Origin of the sequence: Afifella sp. JA880 (genome assembly GCF_025379905.1) — a bacterium.
In the GTDB taxonomy this organism is placed as follows: Bacteria; Pseudomonadota; Alphaproteobacteria; order Rhizobiales; family Afifellaceae; genus Afifella; species Afifella aestuarii.
Genome location: NZ_JAOANH010000001.1, coordinates 514,578 through 531,573 on the forward strand (window position 1 = coordinate 514,578; position 16,996 = coordinate 531,573).

General features: G+C 62.4%; 11 protein-coding genes. 4 read left to right on the forward strand and 7 right to left on the reverse strand.

The features are described from left to right. Positions 1-122 precede the first annotated feature (122 nt). The 4 genes from bchO to ispH all read right to left on the reverse strand — a co-directional run bounded on the left by bchO (position 123) and on the right by ispH (position 5,103). Positions 123-1,016 carry an alpha/beta fold hydrolase BchO gene (bchO, locus tag NYQ83_RS02420; RefSeq protein WP_261212085.1) on the reverse strand — a complete coding sequence of 298 codons (894 nt, stop codon included), beginning with the start codon at positions 1,014-1,016 and terminating at the stop codon, positions 123-125. Between the two features lie 63 nt (positions 1,017-1,079). Then, a complete protein-coding gene (locus NYQ83_RS02425) occupies positions 1,080-2,885 on the reverse strand; it encodes a magnesium chelatase subunit D (protein WP_261212087.1) in 1,806 nt (601 codons plus the stop codon). Positions 2,886-2,898: 13 nt separating this feature from the next. Further along, positions 2,899-3,924, reverse strand: a complete 1,026-nt coding sequence (gene bchI, locus NYQ83_RS02430) for a magnesium chelatase ATPase subunit I (RefSeq protein ID WP_261212089.1) — start codon at positions 3,922-3,924, stop codon at positions 2,899-2,901. A gap of 219 nt (positions 3,925-4,143) precedes the next feature. Beyond that, positions 4,144-5,103 carry a 4-hydroxy-3-methylbut-2-enyl diphosphate reductase gene (gene ispH / locus NYQ83_RS02435; protein WP_261212090.1) on the reverse strand — a complete coding sequence of 320 codons (960 nt, stop codon included), beginning with the start codon at positions 5,101-5,103 and terminating at the stop codon, positions 4,144-4,146. 185 nt (positions 5,104-5,288) lie between these two features. Between ispH and NYQ83_RS02440 the strand changes: the two genes are divergently transcribed. After that, positions 5,289-7,559 carry a putative bifunctional diguanylate cyclase/phosphodiesterase gene (locus tag NYQ83_RS02440; RefSeq protein WP_261212092.1) on the forward strand — a complete coding sequence of 757 codons (2,271 nt, stop codon included), beginning with the start codon at positions 5,289-5,291 and terminating at the stop codon, positions 7,557-7,559. A 15-nt stretch (positions 7,560-7,574) separates the two neighbouring features. Here NYQ83_RS02440 and NYQ83_RS02445 read toward each other — a convergent pair whose 3' ends face one another. Genes NYQ83_RS02445 through NYQ83_RS02455 form a run of 3 tightly spaced genes read right to left on the reverse strand, consistent with a single transcriptional unit; the run spans position 7,575 to position 10,603 of the window. Continuing rightward, positions 7,575-8,759: a CaiB/BaiF CoA transferase family protein gene (locus NYQ83_RS02445; RefSeq protein WP_261212093.1), complete on the reverse strand. Its 1,185-nt coding sequence runs from the start codon at positions 8,757-8,759 to the stop codon at positions 7,575-7,577. Between the two features lie 21 nt (positions 8,760-8,780). After that, entirely contained in the window at positions 8,781-9,989 is a 1,209-nt protein-coding gene (locus NYQ83_RS02450; protein ID WP_261212094.1) for an acyl-CoA dehydrogenase, read from the reverse strand. 23 nt (positions 9,990-10,012) lie between these two features. Then, positions 10,013-10,603, reverse strand: coding sequence for a TetR/AcrR family transcriptional regulator (locus NYQ83_RS02455; RefSeq protein ID WP_246008563.1), 591 nt, complete (start codon positions 10,601-10,603; stop codon positions 10,013-10,015). Positions 10,604-11,168: 565 nt separating this feature from the next. On the opposite strand from NYQ83_RS02455, the gene NYQ83_RS02460 reads away from it, so the two are divergent. From NYQ83_RS02460 to NYQ83_RS02470, 3 genes are all read left to right on the forward strand, one after another. Continuing rightward, the gene (locus NYQ83_RS02460; RefSeq protein ID WP_409976943.1) at positions 11,169-12,278 is read left to right on the forward strand and encodes an efflux RND transporter periplasmic adaptor subunit; all 1,110 of its coding nucleotides are present in this window, start codon (positions 11,169-11,171) and stop codon (positions 12,276-12,278) included. A 9-nt stretch (positions 12,279-12,287) separates the two neighbouring features. Then, positions 12,288-15,437, forward strand: a complete 3,150-nt coding sequence (locus tag NYQ83_RS02465) for an efflux RND transporter permease subunit (RefSeq protein WP_261212096.1) — start codon at positions 12,288-12,290, stop codon at positions 15,435-15,437. Positions 15,438-15,536: 99 nt separating this feature from the next. Then, positions 15,537-16,976 (forward strand): efflux transporter outer membrane subunit, encoded by a 1,440-nt coding sequence (locus NYQ83_RS02470; RefSeq protein WP_261212100.1) that lies wholly within the window; start codon positions 15,537-15,539, stop codon positions 16,974-16,976. Positions 16,977-16,996: the final 20 nt, after the last annotated feature.

Consider the following 16,996-nt stretch of genomic DNA (forward strand, 5'->3'; position numbering starts at 1 on the left):
AGCGACCGGGTTTGAAGCTGAAGCACGTGTCAACATAAACTGACATGTACACCTGAGAGGCCGTTTGGCGCAACGCGGCGCAAGCCATCATGACCGCGACAATTCCGGCCCATCACACCACCTCAGGCGTCGAAAACCCGCGTTTCTTCCAGGACCAAACGGAAGATGAGGTCGGCCACCTGCCGCGGCGCTTCCTCATGCGCGAGATGCCCGAGACCGCGCAGATACTCGACACGGGCAGAGGGCAGGATGTCTTTGACACGAAACGCAGTGGAGGGATCAATGGAACCATCCTCACCGCCGGCGACGAGAACGAGCCGCGTCTTGAGCTTCGGCAGATCCCGCTCCAGCGGCCCGAGCTCCCAATTCGCCATCATATTGATCGCCGCCCAGACGTGACCGGTGTTGCGGGCGAGCATCTCGTACCAGTCGATGTCCTGCTGGCTCAGTTTCGAGCCCGTTCCGTCGATCAACCGTTTGACGGCGTTTTCGTCCCGATCGGCACTCCAGGCAAAAAAGCGCGCGGACAAAGACGTGCGCGCCAGGATCTTCGCCACGGGAGAGAAGAACTGACCCGCCATCCCCGAGAGAGGGAGAATGGCTCCGTTGAGGCTGATCAGGAGATCGGAATCCAAATGCCCATCGAGATCCATACGCATCAGGATGGCCGCTCCCGCCGAATGTCCGGCGACGATGGTCGGACGAACGGAAAGAGCATCGAGGAGGCCAGCGACCGCATCGGCCATTCCCGGCATCGAAAGCCGATGAGCCGCCGGCGTTGAGGTAAATCCGTGCCCCGGCAGATCCATGGCCGTCACGGAAAATCGTTCAGCCAGAAGCGGAAGGATCGATCCCCAGGAATGGGTCGTCGCGCCGGTACCGTGAAGGAGCACGAGCGACGGTCCCTCCCCCATCTGCTGCACATGCCAGCGCAGTCCTGCCGCCTCGACAAAGCGGCTCGCGGCACGGTTCGGCCAATTGCGGCCTTCCTTTTCCCAGTCGAGCTTCCTGGTCATCCGACGAATCGCCCTCGGCTCACTCCACCACCCGCACTTTTTCCTCGCCGCGCCTCGGGCGAACTATGCCGCCGCCGGCACATTCGAGGATACGGCACGCACCGCCTGCGAGAGGCCCTCGGCATCCGCATAGGGCAAAGGCAGATAGATCGCAGCCATTTCCCCGGCAAGCTTCTCCGCCTTCGGTTGCGGCCGTGGCGACGTATCGACGAGAACGGCGCGAAATCCAGCCAGACGAAAGGCCCTGGCAGAAGCCAAAGCGTCCTCATCGGCTTGCGCGCGACCCGGCTCGCCATCACGCGCGATATTGGCGCGTCCATCGGTCAAGAACACGATGCTCGGCGTCTGGCCCTTGCGCTTGACGCTATCAGCAAGCGCCGCGGCCGCATCGATCGCCGTCGCGAGCGGCGTGCCACCTCCGCCCGGCAGCCCCGCGAGGCTGCGTTTGGCGCGCGTCAAAGACCGCGTCGGCGGCAAAAGAAGCTCGGCATCGCGTCCGCGAAAGGCGATCAGCGCCACCTGGTCGCGGCGCACATAGCAATCGGCCAGGAGGAGCTCGACGGCGCCCTTGGCCTCGGCGAGGCGGTGTAAAGCCGCCGAGCCAGAAGCATCGACGACGAAGATCGTGGCCGTCTCCGACCGCTCCTTGTGACGCGAGATGCGGAAATCGTCGCGCCGCACCTCGACGCGCGCCGGACGTTTGCCGGGCTCGAGCACCTCTCCGCGCGCAGTCCTGCGGATCGGCTGCCATGGCGCCGCCGCGCGCAACGTCTCCACGACGTTGAGACGCATCCCGTCACGCAAATCGCCTTGCCGTGTGCCGATCGGACGGCCGCGCGTCTTCGATTGTTTTTGCGCGCCCGCCTTACCGCCCGCAGAGGCGCCGCGGCTGTGCCGGTCGAGCCCCATTTTCAACATGGCCAGGAGGCCCGGCGGAATGGCAGCCTGCGCGGCTTCCAGGATCACGTCGTCGAGCGGCTTGTCCTTGGCCTCCGATTCGTCCTTCTGCTCGGCTTCTTCCGGAGGTTCCTGCGGCTCGGGCGGTTGTTCCTCGGTGGATTCATCCTCCGGATCCTCGATTTGGGGGATCATCGTGGCACGCGGCGCCAGAACGAGACGAGCGGCCGTCTGCAGATCCACCTCGCCGACGGAATCCTCCCCGCACAAGGCGGCGTGCGCCTTTGCGGCCCGTGCGGCCAGCAGCGGTGCACGCAGAGAACCGATCCCAAGTGCCATCGCCGTCGTGCACAGCGCCTGCAGCGCCTCATCTGAGAGCGAAACCGCGCTGTAGCGCGCAGCGGCGGCCGTCACTTCTTCGGCCGTCACGACGGAAGGCTCCAGGTCCCGTAAGGTGGCGCCTGAAAGATCGATATGAAAGGCGAGACGGTCCATGAGCGCGGCGGGCGGCCGCTCCTCTTCCGACAAGCCCTCGTCGAGGGCGACGGCACCGAAGTGGCTCGGCGTCCGCAACGCAAGGCCGTCACGTTCGAGAACAACTTCACCAGCGTCGAGGGCCGCAACGAGATGGGCCGCCTTGTTGGGCTCCATACGTTCCGCCATGGCGAGAACAACGACGCCGCCATCGGCTGCGGCGAGGATGCCGCGCTCGGCCACCGGACGCCCGGCGCGCAAGGTCGCCGTCAGATCCAGTCCGCCCAGAATACGGCTCTCGCTGGCATGCAGCGGCACCCGGCGCATGGGGGCCTCATCGGGTAGAAGCGCGCGCAAGGTTTCAAGCCAGGCATCGCGGCCCGGCCCTGCGAGAGAGCGTATCGCAGCACCGCCGAGCTGCGCCGGGGCAACGGCAAACAATGCCGCCGCAAGAAGCGCATCCCCCCAAATCGGATCTTCTGCCGAGCGCTCTCTCATCACCGTTACACCCTTAAGCGCCGAAAAGCTCCTCCAGGGCGCGATCGACGCGCACGGAGGAACCGGAATCGTCGAGCGGGTTGCGCCGCAAGCGGTGTCGGAGTGCCGGTGGCGCCACCTGACGCAAATGCTTGTCGCCGACCTCCGCATCGCCATCGAAAGCTGCAAGAGCGCGCGCGGCCCGCATCAGCGTCAGCTCGCCCCGCAAACCGTCGGTGCCAAGCGCCATGCACAATTCGGCCGCGCGCTCCAAAGCCTTGTCGGGCACGGACACGTCGCCAAGGCGCTTGTGCGCGGCAGTTAGACGTGAACGCAGCTTGCCGTCTCGGCGCTTCCAGTGCTCGACGAACGCGGCGGGGTCATGTTCATACGTGTCGCGACGGCGGATCACCTCGATACGGGTCGGCAGATCCGTCGGCGTCTTCACTTCGACGGACAGACCGAAACGATCGAGAAGCTGCGGGCGCAGCTCGCCTTCTTCCGGATTGCCGCTGCCTACGAGCACGAAGCGGGCAGGATGGCGAACGCTCAAACCTTCGCGCTCGACGACGTTCTCGCCAGAAGCCGCCACATCGAGCAGAAGATCGACGAGGTGGTCCTCGAGAAGGTTCACTTCGTCGATATACAGAAAGCCGCGATGGGCGCGGGCCAGAAGACCGGGCTCGAACGCCTTTTCACCCTTTGTGAGCGCGAGTTCGAGATCGAGCGCCCCGACCACGCGGTCTTCGGTCGCTCCGAGCGGCAGATCGATCACCGGAACCGGGACCTGGCGCGTCTTCAGGTCGCCTTCCGCCGCTTTCTCCTTACAGCTGTCGCAAAAAGCGCCTGGATTGGCGGGATCGCAGCCATAGGGGCAACCCACGACCACCCGCATCTTCGGCAGCAAAGCCGCCAGCGCGCGCACGGCCGTCGACTTTCCGGTGCCACGATCACCAAAAACGAGGACACCGCCGATGGAAGGGTCGATCGCCGCCAGAAGCAGCGCTGTCTTCATTTCGTCCTGGCCGACGATGGCGGAGAAGGGAAACGGCATTGCCATGTGTGTTCAACCTTGCGGCTTGGGCCGATACGCGCCCGAAATGTCAGCTTCGCAGCTCAACATCCGACAGGCTTACGCCGGGCCGGACAACGACGGGCTGGCGCCACAGCGCTCACCCAGGTTCATGAAAGGATTGAGACTTTTTCGAAAGAGAGACGCCAGATGAAACACCATCCTCACAAGCCAGGAATGCAAAATCAAGCTTTCCGCCAGCAAGGCTCAGGCATCGGCCAGAGCCTCTCGAAGAAGTCTCTGAGGCAGTTTGAAGTGAACTTTTTCTTCGATTCCGTCCAGGGTTTCTACATGAAGTGTGCGGAAAGTTCGCAGCCAGTTCAGCACCGCTTGTACGCTCGCCTCCGGTGCCGAAGCGCCGGCCGTGACGCCGAGCCGATCGACATTGCGAAGCCATGCTGGATCAAGCTCTTGCGGGGCCTCGATCAGATAGCTCGGAATACCCGACGCCTCTCCGAGTTCGCGCAACCGGCTTGAATTGGAGCTGTTGGCGGAGCCCACCACCACCAGCTTTTCGACGCTTGCGGCAAGCTCCAGCACTGCGGTCTGCCGGTTCTGCGTCGCATAACAGATATTGCGCGTCTCCGGCCCGACGATCGAAGGAAAGCGCGCCTTCAAAGCGGCGATGACGTTGCGCGTGTCGAGCAGGCTCAAGGTCGTCTGAGTGATGTAGGCGACGCGCTCGGGGTCCGCGACATCGATCTCAGCCACCGCATCGGGCGTCGACAGGATATGGAGACGACCGTCAATCTGGCCGCGTGTGCCTTCCACCTCGGCGTGACCGGCGTGACCGATGAGCACCACGTCGTAGCCTTGCTCGGCGTAGCGGCGACCTTCCCTCTGCACTCGCTGCACGAGCGGACATGCCGCATCGATGACGTCCAGCTTCTTGGCCGCGGCACGATTGGCAACCGCACGGGACACACCATGGGCGCTGAAGACGGTGATGGAGCCGTCCGGAATCTCGTCCGTCTCCTCCACGAAGACAGCGCCGCGCTCTTTGAGCGTGTCGACAACGTGCTGATTGTGAACGATCTGGTGGCGCACATAGACCGGCGGGCCATAAAGCGAGAGCGCGCGCTCCACGATCGTGATCGCACGTTCGACGCCCGCGCAGAAACCGCGTGGCTGGGCTAGGATCACCCTCAAAGACCGTCCTGTCGCCATAAGCCTCTTTATAGGCAATCTACGCGGACGGCGGAATGTGTCACGTCGGTTTGACACTGTGACGGATTGCCGTCGCCCCGACAGCGTCTGCGCCGAGCGATTAACTCCCCTTTATCTCAAAAAGTGGACAAAGCTTTTACTGCTTGCCGGCAGGTTTGGCTCGGGGGAACCAAGAGGACAACATCATGACGGCCGCACAGATACAGGAGGCGATGTGCCCCTGCCCGGCCAATGAGCAGGAACGGCTCCAGGAAGTTCTACATTATCGTTTTGCCGATGGCGGTTCGGAAAAGGCCCTCGACGAAATCTGCGCTCTCGCACACAGCCTGTTTGAGGTTCCGCTTGCATTCGTCACGCTCATGGACGCGAACGAGGAAGTCGTCCTCGCAAGCTGTGGGGCCGGTGATCGCCCGATTCCACGCGGCGAGGCGATCTCCAGCTGGACAGTCTTGTCCGATGACGTCTTCATCGTAGAAGACGCCCTGCAGGATCCACGGTTTCACAGCAACGAATGGGTGCAGCGGCGTCATCTGCGTTTTTATGCGGGAGCGCCTCTCATCGTACGCCCCGGCGTCGCCGTTGGTACTCTCTGTCTCATCGACACCCAGCCGCGTCGCTTTTCAGCGGGCGAAAGAGTGCGACTTGCGATGCTTGCCGCTCTCGCCATGAACGAATTGTCGCGCAGGCGCACCATCATCGATCTGCGCCGTCAGAAGAGGCTCCTGGCACAGGCCACCCGCCTGACCAAAGTCGGCAGCTGGAAACTCGATGTGCGCAACGACAGCCTGACCTGGTCGGAGGAGATGTACCGCATCTTCGAGCTCGATCGCCGCGTCAATCCAACGCGCGAGTTCTTCAAGCAGACACTCTCGAGCGCGAGCGACACAGAGGCGCATCAGGCCGTGACGGCCCTGGTTCAGGCAGGCAAACGCTTCGATCGTGAAGTCGAAATCACCACTGTCAAAGGCCATCGACGCTGGATCCGGTGTCTTGCCGAAGCCGAGTGGAGCGAAGGCAGGGTCGCGCATGTGATCGGCAGCGTCCAGGACGTGACCGAACAACACCAGCACAATGCCGAAATAGAGCGACTCGCCTTCCGCGATGGCCTGACGGGGCTTCCCAACCGGGCCCTGTTTCATGAGCGCTTGTCGGACGCCATAGATCATGCGCGGCAAAGCCGGACGAGCGTCGGGCTCATCATGCTCGATCTCGATCACTTCAAGACCGTCAACGACACCCTCGGTCACGACGCGGGCGACCAGCTTCTGTGCCTGATTGCAGAACGGCTCCAGCGCGTCTTTGGAGAAGACAACACGGTCGCGCGCCTCGGCGGCGACGAATTCGCCATCATCATGCCCGGCATCAAAACGGCCGCCGACATCCACAAAGCCGTCGAGCGGGTGATGGAATCACTTCGCCATCCCGTCGAGCATGACGGACGCAACTTCTCCATCACGGCCAGCGCCGGAGCGGCGATGTGTCCCCAGCATCATGAAAACCCGACGGATCTCTTGAAGAACGCCGACATCGCGCTTTTTCGGGCGAAGCTTACAGGCCGCAATCGCCTGATCGGCTTCCAACCCTGGATGCGCCTTGCCGTGGAGCGCAAGGCCGAGCTCATGCATGATGTGCGCAGCAGCCTTAAGCAGAGCCATTTCAAGCTCTTCTATCAGCCGACTGTCAGTCTTGCGGAGCCCTGTCAGGTGACCGGCCTCGAGGCGCTGATGCGGTGGGAGCACCCCAGCAAAGGTTTGCTCACGCCCGCAGCCTTCATCGCCGCATTCGAGGACACGGAATGCGGGCATCAACTCGGCGAGCTCGCTTTCGACAGCGCCATCGGGCAGATGCGGCGCTGGCTCGACGAGGGTGTCGAGTTCGGCCGCGTGGCCATCAATCTCTCCTCGGCACAGTTTCGCACCGGCAATCTCACCGAGGTGATTCTGGACAAGCTCGCGGCCGCAGGGGTTCCCCCCTCCCGCCTCGTCCTCGAGGTGACGGAAAACACCTATATGGGGTGGAGTGCCGAAATGGTCGGGGACGCTCTGCGCGCCCTCCATATTGCGGGCATCAAGATCGCGCTCGACGATTTCGGGACGGGCTACGCGTCCCTCACCCATCTCAATCAGTTTCCGATCGACCGGTTGAAGATCGACAAGTCGTTTCTGCGTGGCACCAGTGACGGGGCCATCGTCCACGCCATCGTCACACTCGGCGCGCGTCTTGGAATGAAAGTGGTTGCAGAAGGCGTGGAGGATGCCGATCAGCTGGCGATCTTGCGGGAGATGAAGTGCGACGAAGCCCAAGGCTACTACTTCGCCCGCCCGATGCCAGCCGAGGACGTGCCCACGTTCCTCGCCGCGTTTCACTCCCGCTCAGGCGGCGAGACGCTGACGATTCCGGCAAATCCGCAGGCTCTTGCCTACTTTGAGGAGACACGGCAGCCGACATGCGCCTGAAGCATCCTGCCGGTGTCAGGCTTCGGAGGCCGCTTCCATATTGATCTCGCGCAGAATCTCCTCACCGTGCTCGTTGAGCCGCGGAGAGCCCGATTGGGCCGCAAGCGGCGTTCCGTCGAAGAGGATCGGCGTGCGTAGCGCAGGCAGGGTGAAGGCGCCACCCGCCATCTCGGCTTCGATCACCATGCCGCGCTCGCGCAGTTGCGGGTCGGCAAAAACCTCCGACAATGTGTTGATCGGTCCTGCAGGGATTGCCGCCGTCTCGAGACGTTGAAGGAGGTCTGTCCGCCGCCAGGACGCGAGTTTCGGACAAAGAAGCCCAAGAAGCTCGGGGCGGTTTGCGACACGCGCAGCATTGTCGGCGAAACGCGGATCGTCCGCCCATTCTTCGTTGCCGAGAATTCGACAAAGCCCACGAAACTGCCGATCGTTTCCGACCGCGATGATGAGATGGCCGTCGCTGACGGCGAACACCTGGTAGGGAACGATATTGGGATGGGCGTTGCCGGCGCGTTGCGGGTTCTTGCCGGTCACGAGGTAGTTCATCGCTTGGTTCGCCAGGACGCCCGTCATGGAATCGAACAGCGCCATATCGATGTGCGTCCCCTCGCCGCTCGCTTCGCGCGCGCGCAACGCCGCCTGGATCGCAATGACGGAATAAAGGCCGGTGAAGATGTCGGCAAAAGCGACACCCATCTTCATCGGCTCGCCGTCCGGTTCGCCCGTCAGAGACATGATCCCCGACATACCCTGGATCATCACGTCATAGCCGGCGCGGGACGCATAAGGACCGGTCTGGCCGAAGCCAGTGATGGAGCAGACGATGAGGTGGGGGAAATCACAGCGCAGCGTCGCCGCGTCGAGACCATATTTCTTCAAGCCGCCGAGTTTGAAGTTTTCGACGAGCACGTCCGCCTCGGCGCAAAGCCGTCGCACGATCTCCTGCCCGTCGGGCGTGGCGATATCGACCCCGATCGACCGTTTGCCCCGATTGCAGGCGTGAAAATAAGCGGCCCCCTCCGATCCACCCTCCGGATTGACGACGAAAGGCGGTCCCCAGCGCCGGGTATCGTCGCCCTGGCTCGGCTCCTCGATCTTGATCACGTCCGCACCGAGATCGGCGAGAACCTGACCAGCAAAAGGCCCGGCCAGAATGCGGGCGAGCTCGATGACTTTGACGCCCTCAAGCGGCTTATTCATTTTCCGACCCCGAGCTTCAGATCAAAAGAAGGCCTGAATACCCGTCTGGGCACGGCCGAGGATCAGCGCGTGGATGTCGTGCGTGCCCTCATAGGTGTTGACGGTCTCGAGGTTCTGCGCATGGCGCATGACGTGGTATTCTTCCTGGATCCCGTTGCCGCCATGCATGTCGCGGGCGACACGGGCGATATCGAGCGCCTTGCCGCAATTGTTGCGCTTGATGAGCGAGATCATCTCAGGCGCCATCTTGCCATCGTCGAAGAGACGACCGACGCGCAAAGCCGCCTGGAGACCCAGAACGATCTCCGTTTGCATGTCGGCCAGTTTCTTCTGAACCAGCTGAGTGGCGGCGAGCGGCCTGCCAAACTGATTCCGCTCTAGCGCGTAACTCCTTGCGCGGAACCAGCAATCCTCGGCGGCCCCCATGACGCCCCAGGCGATTCCATAGCGCGCGCGATTGAGGCAACCGAACGGGCCTTTCAGCCCCGAAACATTGGGCAGGAGATTCTCTTCCGGCACCACGACGCCATCCATGACGATCTCGCCGGTGATCGACGCGCGCAGGGACAGCTTGCCGCCGATTTTCGGTGCGGAAAGACCCGGCATGCCCTTCTCGAGAATGAAACCGCGGATCGCACCGTCATGCTCGGCCGATTTCGCCCACACCACGAAGACATCGGCGAGCGGAGCATTCGAGATCCACGTCTTGGAGCCGGTGAGACGATAGCCGTCGCTCACCTTTTCCGCCCGCGTCTTCATTCCGGCGGGATCGGAGCCGGCATCGGGTTCGGTCAGACCAAAGCAGCCGATCCATTCGCCACTTGCGAGCTTCGGCAGATATTTCTGCCGCTGCGCTTCGTCGCCATAGGCGTAGATCGGATGCATGACGAGCGAGGATTGCACGCTCATCATGGAGCGATAGCCCGAATCGACGCGCTCGACTTCACGCGCCACAAGGCCGTAGGCGACGTAGGAGGCGTGGGCGCAGCCATATTCTTCGGGGATGGTGATCCCGAGAAGGCCGAGTTCGCCCATTTCCGCAAAGATTTCTGGCTCGGTTCTTTCCTTGGCGTAGGCTTCGAGAATCCGAGGGGCGAGCTTCTCCTGCGCATAATCGTGCGCCGTATCACGGATCAGCCGTTCTTCTTCACTCAGCTGATCTTCGAGGAAAAAAGGATCCGCCCAATCAAAGGCGGAGTGTGAATCGGTCTTCTTAACGTGTTGATCCATGACCTGCTCGCCACCGTCGCCCGCTACCGGGGACGCACTCCGTTCAAAAATATCCGAATACAGCGGCGCAGATAGCTCTTACGGTCATCGCCACCGCCCAATTCGGGGTCTCCCGGCGTTTTGAAAACAATGGCACCGAAGATCATGTCCATCAAAATCTTCCCAGCACTCATTGCATCGTCGACATCGATACGCCCGAGTTGACGCTGCTTGTCAAACCATTCGCCCAAGAGAGCTCGCGATCTCTCGCCGCCGCGCTGGCGCGCCAAATCGTGCAATTCCGGATAATGCCGCGATTCCACCATCACGAAACGCAAAAGAGCGACGCGCTCACGATCGGCTTCTTCTGAAATGTCGATGCGGAAAATGGCTTCCAGGGCCTCCTGCAGCGACATCTCCTCGTAGTCGCCCGGGAGCGCCAGCATGGTCTCACGATGGGCGTCGATGATCGCGGCAAAAAGCTCCGTCTTGCTGGGGAAAAGCCGGTAAAGCGTGCGCTTCGAAATCCGGCACCGCGCCGCCACCTCATCCATCGTCGTGCGGGCATAGCCGCTCTCCTGGAACAGCTCGCGTGCCTTCTGAAGGATGATCGCGCTTTGGGCTTCATCCGACATGACTTTGGGACGGCCACGTCCACGAGGAGCCTCAGAGCCCCCCTCAGCCTTGCCGAGATTTAAGGTTTCTTCGTCTTTTGAAGAGGCTACGGAATGCATATCGGTCACCTGAGCGGCTTGACAGAGCGCCAGGGACATTTATAGGTACGATCGCGTTTTATATTAACGGGCACAGCTGCTCCCTCCCAATCCTTATGCTGTATCGCCCCCCGGTCTCAACATGGCTCAAGACAGTCCTTTTCCCAAATATGGTTATCGCGGAAATAACGCCTCACGTAAACGGCGAAATGCGCGAATGATTTTCTGCAGCTCCTCTTCAGGTGGTCATCGCAAGGAGATCTTTCTTCGCTTTGCGGCGACGGACGCCCCCGAAACTCCGCGCCCGACGGCCATTTCCACCCTCCCTACCTCCCCCGGGACCAGCCGCATAGGTAGACTCTACGACAGGTTGCGTCTGCACTGTCTGAACCTCATTGTGGGGACCTTTGCTGCGACCTTGCTTCTCAGCGCCTGCAACCCGTCTGAGGAACAAAAGACAGCCCCGGCGCAGAGCAATTCTCCGCAGGTGAGCGTCATTGCTCTCCATCCGGGATCGACAACCATCACGGCCGAACTTCCTGGGCGCGTAGCGGCCTCCCTGGTCGCGGAGGTTCGCCCCCAGGTTGGCGGCATCATCCGCGCGCGCGCCTTCGAAGAAGGCAGCGAGGTCAAAGAAGGCGATGTTCTCTATGAGATCGACAGCGCCTCTTACCAGGCAGCCTACGACGTGGCGGCTGCAGCTCTCCAGAAAGCCGAAGCGAAGGTCCCAAGCGCCAAGGCCAAGGTGGAACGCTATGAAGGGCTCGTGGCGCAGAACGCCGTGTCGAAGCAGGATGTCGACGATGCTCGATCGGACCTTCTGCAAGCGCAGGCCGATGTCGCGTCAGCCAAGGCCGATCTCGAATCCGCCCGCATCAATCTCGATCATACCAAGGTGAAGGCGCCGATCTCCGGTCGTATCAGCGCCTCGGCTGTCACCGTCGGTGCGCTCGTCACCGCCGATCAAGAGACGCCTTTGACGACGATCCGCACGCTCGACCCGATCAATATCGATGTCACGCAATCGAGCACGAACCTGCTGAGATTGAGGCGCGCCGTCGACGAAGGGCGCATCAAAACTTCGGGCGAGAACGTCGCGGTCAGGCTGAAACTCGACGACGGCAGCACCTACGCTCAGGACGGAGCGCTCGAGTTCATGGAATCGGTGATCGACGAGACGACGGGGACGTTCACGGTGCGCGCCGTCTTTCCCAATCCCGATCGACTGCTTCTGCCGGGTATGTATGTGCGCGGCATCCTCCAAGAGGGCGTCGCGGAGGGGAGTTTTCTCGTCCCGCAGCGCGCCGTCACCCACAATCCGGATGGCGAGGCGGTGGCGTTTTTCGTCGATGCCGACGGAAAGGTGGACCAGCGCGTGTTGAGCGTGCAGCGCAGCATCGGCCGCAATTGGCTCGTGGACGGCGGTGTGTCGGATGGCGACCGGCTCATCGTGGAAGGCGCGCAATCCGTCAAAGACGGTGACAGCGTGCGCGCCACCGAAGTCACCCTCGACGAGGAGACCGGCGAAGTTCAGGCTCTTTCGGAGACGCCCCCCGAAAAAGCCGCCCTCTCGAACGACCCCGCTCAGAAGGGCTGAGCCACACCCATGTCGCGCTTCTTTATCGAACGGCCGGTCTTCGCCGCAGTCATCGCGCTCGTCGTCATGCTGGGCGGCCTCCTTGCCCTGACGACCCTGCCCATCTCGCAATATCCGCAGATCTCGCCGACGACTGTGCAGATCCGCGCCAACTATCCCGGCGCCGATGCGGAGACGGTCGAGAATTCGGTGACCAAAGTCATCGAGCAGGGCATGACCGGCATCGATTTTCTCGACTACATGACCTCGTCGTCGACATCGACCGGTTCCGCCTCAATCCAGCTCACCTTTACCAATCAAGCGGATCCCGACGTCGCGCAGATGCAGGTGCAGAACAAGCTGCAGCTTGTGGAATCGCAACTGCCCCAGGCCGTCGTCAACAATGGCGTGACGGTCACCAAGTCGACGCAGAGCTTCTTGATGGTCGTCGGATTTGTGTCGACCGACGGCTCGCAGACGACCACGGACCTCGCCGATTACGTTCAATCGACGTTGAACGACCCTTTGAGCCGCCTCGGCGGCGTCGGCTCGACCCGCCTTTTCGGCTCGGGCTACGCCATGCGCGTCTGGCTCGACCCTGCCAAGCTGCAAAAATACTCGTTGATGCCGAGCGACGTGACGGCGGCAATCCAGGCCCAGAACACGCAGGTGTCCGCCGGCCAGCTCGGCGCCGAACCGCAGGTCCAGGGACAGGCGCTCAACGTCACCCTCACCGCCAAGAGCCGCCTTCAGACCGTCGAGCAATTCGAGAACATCATCCTGAAGAGCGCGACCGGCGGATCGATCGTGCGGCTCAACGACGTGGCGCGTGTCGAAATCGGCTCGGAGAGCTACGACACGAGCTCACGCTACAACGGCAAACCCGCCGCCGGTCTCGCGATCTATCTCGCCACCGGTGCCAACGCCATCTCCACGGCGGCAGAGGTTCGCGATGTGCTCGACGCGAATGCCGGCACGCTGCCGCGGGGTGTCGAGATCGTCTATCCTTACGACACGACCCCGTTCGTCGAACTCTCCATCGAAGAGGTGGTGAAGACGCTGTTTGAGGCCATCGTCCTCGTTTTCATCGTCATGTTCGTCTTCCTGCAGAACATCCGCGCGACACTCATTCCGACGATCGCCGTGCCGGTCGTTCTGCTCGGCACTTTCGCCATGCTGTCCTTCGCCGGCTATTCCATCAACACCCTCACCATGTTCGCCATGGTGCTGGCCATCGGCCTTCTCGTCGACGACGCCATCGTGGTGGTGGAGAATGTCGAGCGCGTGATGGACGAAGAAGGCTTGCCGCCCAAGGAGGCGACGATCAAGTCGATGGGCGAGATCCAGGGCGCGCTGATCGGCATCGCCACGGTGCTGTCCGCCGTCTTCGTGCCGATGGCGTTCTTCTCCGGCTCGGTCGGTATCATCTATCGTCAGTTCTCCGTGACCATCGTCACCGCGATGATCCTCTCGGTCGCCGTCGCGCTCATCCTGACCCCGGCCCTGTGCGCAACGCTGCTCAAGCCCGTTAAGGAAGGACACAAGCAGAAAGGCGTCTTCGGCCTCTTCAACCGCTCTTTCGAACGCTTGACCAACGGGTACCGCTCAGGCGTCAGCGGGATCATTAAGCGTTCGCTTCGCTTCCTTGTCGTCTTCCTCGTCATCGCGGGGGCAACCGGATATCTCTTCACAAAGCTGCCGAGCTCCTTCCTGCCAGACGAGGACCAGGGCATCCTGATCGCCAGCGTGCAGCTTCCTGCCGGCGCGACCCAGGAGCGAACGTGGCGCGTGATGCGTCAGGTGCAGGATTACTTCCTCGACGATGAGACGGACAACGTCGCCGGCGTGATGACGGAGGTCGGGTTCGGCTTCGGCGGCCAGGGCCAGAATGTCGGTCTCGCTTTTATTCGCCTCAGCGATTTCGAGAAACGTACGAGCGAAGCTGCGAGCGCGCAGGCGATCGCCGGACGAGCTATGGGTGCGCTATCGGGAATCAAGGACGGCCGCGTCTTCGTGCTCAACCCGCCTGCCCTGCCGGGCTTCGGCGCAACGGGCGGATTCGATTTCTACCTGCAGGATCTCAACAACGCCGGCCACGATGCCCTCAAAGGGGCGCGCAACCAACTGCTCGGGTTGGCGGCACGAAGCCCGGTTCTGAGCGGCACCCGCCCCAATGGCCAGGAAGACACCTCCCAATACCACATCGACATCGATCAGGAGAAAGCGAGCGCCTATTCTCTTGCCCTCTCCAACATCGACAGCACCCTCTCGGTCTCCTGGGGCAGCAAATACGTCAACGACTTCATCAACAAGGGCCGCGTGAAACCCGTCTATGTGCAGGGAGATTCGCACTTCCGCATGCAGCCGGAGGACATCGAGCAATGGTATGTGCGCAATTCGGACGCCAAGATGGTGCCGTTCTCGGCGTTCGCCACCGGGACCTGGACCTATGGCTCACCGCGCCTTGAACGTTTCAACGGGCTGCCGGCCATGGAAATCCAGGGCTCGGCGGGTGCGGGCTACAGCTCCGGCCAGGCGATGGAGAAGGTCGAAGAGCTAATTTCCGAGCTGCCAGCCGGCTTTGGACACGAATGGACCGGCTTGTCGTATCAGGAGCGCATCGCAGGCAACCAAGCTGCTTCCCTTTATGCGATTTCGGTCCTTGTCGTGTTCCTGGCACTTGCGGCGCTTTACGAGAGCTGGACGATCCCGATCGCCGTGATCCTGACCGTGCCGATCGGCATTCTGGGAGCGCTCGTCGCGTCGCTCTATTTCGGCCAATCCAATGACGTCTATTTCAAGGTCGGTCTGCTGACGACCATCGGTCTCGCGGCGAAGAACGCCATTCTGATCGTCGAATTCGCGCTGGACTGGCAGAAACAAGGCAAAGACCTGGTGGAAGCGACACTCGAAGCATGCCGGCAGAGATTGCGGCCCATCCTGATGACGTCGCTCGCCTTCATTCTCGGCGTCTTGCCGCTCGCCATTGCCGATGGCGCCGGATCTGGCAGCCAGAATGCCGTCGGCATCGGCGTCATGGGCGGCATGATCGCCTCCACGACCCTCGGCGTGTTCTTCGCGCCTCTCCTATTCGTTGCGGTGCGTCGTCTGTTCTCCAAGCGACGCAATTCGCAGGCTTCCGCAGCCGACACCATCCCCGCCCCAGCTTCACAGGCTTAGGCGGACAAGAAAGACCGATCGCCAGGCATGACAAAGATGATCGCTCACCCCATCGCGACACGGGCTTCGCATCGTCGAGGCAGACGCACCACCGCGGCCATGCTTCTGACCCTGCCCTGGCTCGCCGGCTGCATGGTCGGGCCAGACTATCAGAAGCCTCTGATGGCGCTTCCCGCCAGCTGGAGCAACAACGGCGCCACGCAACCGACCCGTCCGCCGGAACTCGCGCATTGGTGGAGCCGCCTCAACGATCCCTTGCTCGATTCCCTCATCGAGGAAGCGGTCGCGGGCAATCTCGACGTTGCCTCGGCGAAAGCGCGGATCCGCGAGGCGCGGGCGAGCTACCGGCAGAGCACCGGCGCGCTCCTCCCTTCTTCCGACGGATCCGGTTCCAGCCAGCGTTCGAAGAGCAACGGTGCAGGTTCGGGCGGCTCGAACACGGCATGGAACTATCAGGCCGGCTTCGACGCGACCTGGGAGCTCGATCTTTTCGGCGGGAATCGCCGCACGGCCGAGGCCGCCCGCTACGGCATCGATGCCGCGGAGGAAGATCTGCGCAACACGCTTTTGACGTTGATCGGCGATGTCGCGTCGAACTACGTCAATCTCCGCGGTTATCAGGCGCGCATCGCGCTTGCCCAGCGGACCGCATCCTCGCAGCGCGAGACCGCGGACATCACCCGCAACAAGTTCGAGGCGGGCGCGGCATCCTCGCTCGATGTGGCGAACGCCACGGGTCAGGCGGCCAATACGGAGGCGACGATTCCATCGCTGCGCACCTCCTACGCCGAAGCGTTGCACCGGCTCGGCGTGTTGACCGGTCAGGCGCCGAGCGCCCTCGAGAGCAAGCTCAAGAAGAGCAAACCGATTCCGCGGCCAAAGCTGCCGATCCCGACCGGCATTCCGGCCGAAATTTTGAACACACGCCCCGATGTGCGTATGGCAGAGAGACAGCTCGCCCAGTACACGGCGCGGGTCGGCGCGGCCGAGGCCGATCGATTCCCGAGTGTCAGTCTCCTCGGCAACATCGCCACATCGGGTGCTCAGATCGGCGATCTTGCAGACCATTCTTCGATCGCCTGGTCGTTCGGTCCGAGCCTCAGCGTTCCCCTTTTCCATGGCGGCCAGCTCGCCGCTGCGGCGGATGTCGCACGGGCTCAGCGTGACCAGTATTTCATCGCCTACAAATCGTCCGTGCTCAACGCGCTGGAGGAAGTGGAGAACGCCATCGTCGGGTTGTCCCAGGAGCGCATCCGCTACGGCAAGCTTGCCACATCCACACAGGCCTACCGGCAGGCGGCCGACCTTGCCCGGACACTCTATAAGAGCGGTTCATCGAGCTTCCTCGACGTGCTCGACGCCGAACGCTCGCTTTATTCCGCGGAGGATGCGTTGCTCGCAAGCCGCGTGGAAATCACGCAGGATTATATCGCCCTGCAAAAGGCGCTGGGCGGCGGCTGGGACGGACGAGTGCGGATCGACGAGCCGGAGATCGTCGATCGGCCGAAGACCAGGCCGGTCGTCTTCGTGCAGCATTAGGGCACAAAGATCGGCAACGT